Origin of the sequence: Emticicia sp. 17c (assembly GCF_037153985.1) — a bacterium.
Classification (GTDB): Bacteria; Bacteroidota; Bacteroidia; order Cytophagales; family Spirosomataceae; genus Emticicia.
Window position 1 is genome coordinate 1 of record NZ_JBBAYI010000047.1, and the last position, 1,262, is coordinate 1,262.

1 pseudogene is annotated in these 1,262 nt (G+C 45.9%); it reads left to right on the forward strand.

The window, feature by feature from the left end:
• Window positions 1-1,262, forward strand: a pseudogene (locus WAA15_RS24380) (hypothetical protein); the annotation flags it as partial.

A 1,262-nucleotide genomic window follows, 5' to 3' on the forward strand; every position in this document is an offset into this window, starting at 1 on the left:
ACCTTGACGGCAGCGAATTGTAGTGGTACTTTAAGCTGGCGTAAGGATGGTCAGTCAGTGAACTATTCAAATCCGGCGGTGGTGACGCAATCAGGAGTTTATACGGCCACCTGTACGACAAATTGTGGGACAAGTGTAGCATCCAATAGTATCCAAATCACAACAGGAGGTATACCAAATGCACCAACGCTTGCAGCGGATAAAACGAGCTTGTGTGCTGGAGATTTTGCCACCTTGACGGCAGCGAATTGTAGTGGTACTTTAAGCTGGCGTAAGGATGGACAATCAGTGAACTATTCAAATCCGGCGGTGGTGACGCAATCAGGTATTTATACGGCCACCTGTACGACAAATTGTGGGACGAGTGTAGCTAGCAATTCAGTGACTATTACAACAGGTAACCTTCCAAATGCACCGACGCTTACAGCGGATAAAACGAGCTTGTGTGCTGGAGATTTTGCTACCTTGACAGCGGCGAATTGTAGTGGAACTTTAAGCTGGCGTAAGGATGGACAATCAGTGAACTATTCAAATCCAGCGATAGTAACCCAGTCAGGCGTTTATACAGCTACTTGTACAACCAGTTGTGGGACGAGTGTAGCATCCAATAGCATTCAAATCACAACAGGAGGTATACCAAATGCGCCGACGCTTACAGCGGATAAAACGAGCTTGTGTGCTGGGGATTTTGCTACTTTGACAGCGGCGAATTGCAGTGGTACTTTAAACTGGCGTAAGGATGGACAATCAGTGAACTATTCAAATCCAGCGATAGTAACGCAAGCCGGTATTTATACAGCTACTTGTACGACAAATTGTGGGACAAGTGTAGCTAGCAATTCAGTGACTATTACAACAGGTAACCTTCCGAATGCACCAACAATTACAGCCGACAAGACGAGCTTGTGTGCTGGAGATTTTGCTACCTTGACAGCTGCCAATTGTAGTGGTACCTTAAGCTGGCGTAAGGATGGACAATCAGTGAACTATTCAAATCCGGCAGTGGTGACGCAATCAGGTATTTATACGGCCACCTGTACGACAAATTGTGGCACGAGTGTAGCATCCAATAGCATTCAAATCACAACTGGAGGTATACCAAATGCACCGACGCTTACAGCGGATAAAACGAGCTTGTGTGCCGGAGATTTTGCTACTTTGACGGCAGCGAATTGCAGTGGTACTTTAAACTGGCGTAAGGATGGACAATCAGTGAACTATTCAAATCCAGCGATAGTAACGCAATCAGGTATTTATACAGC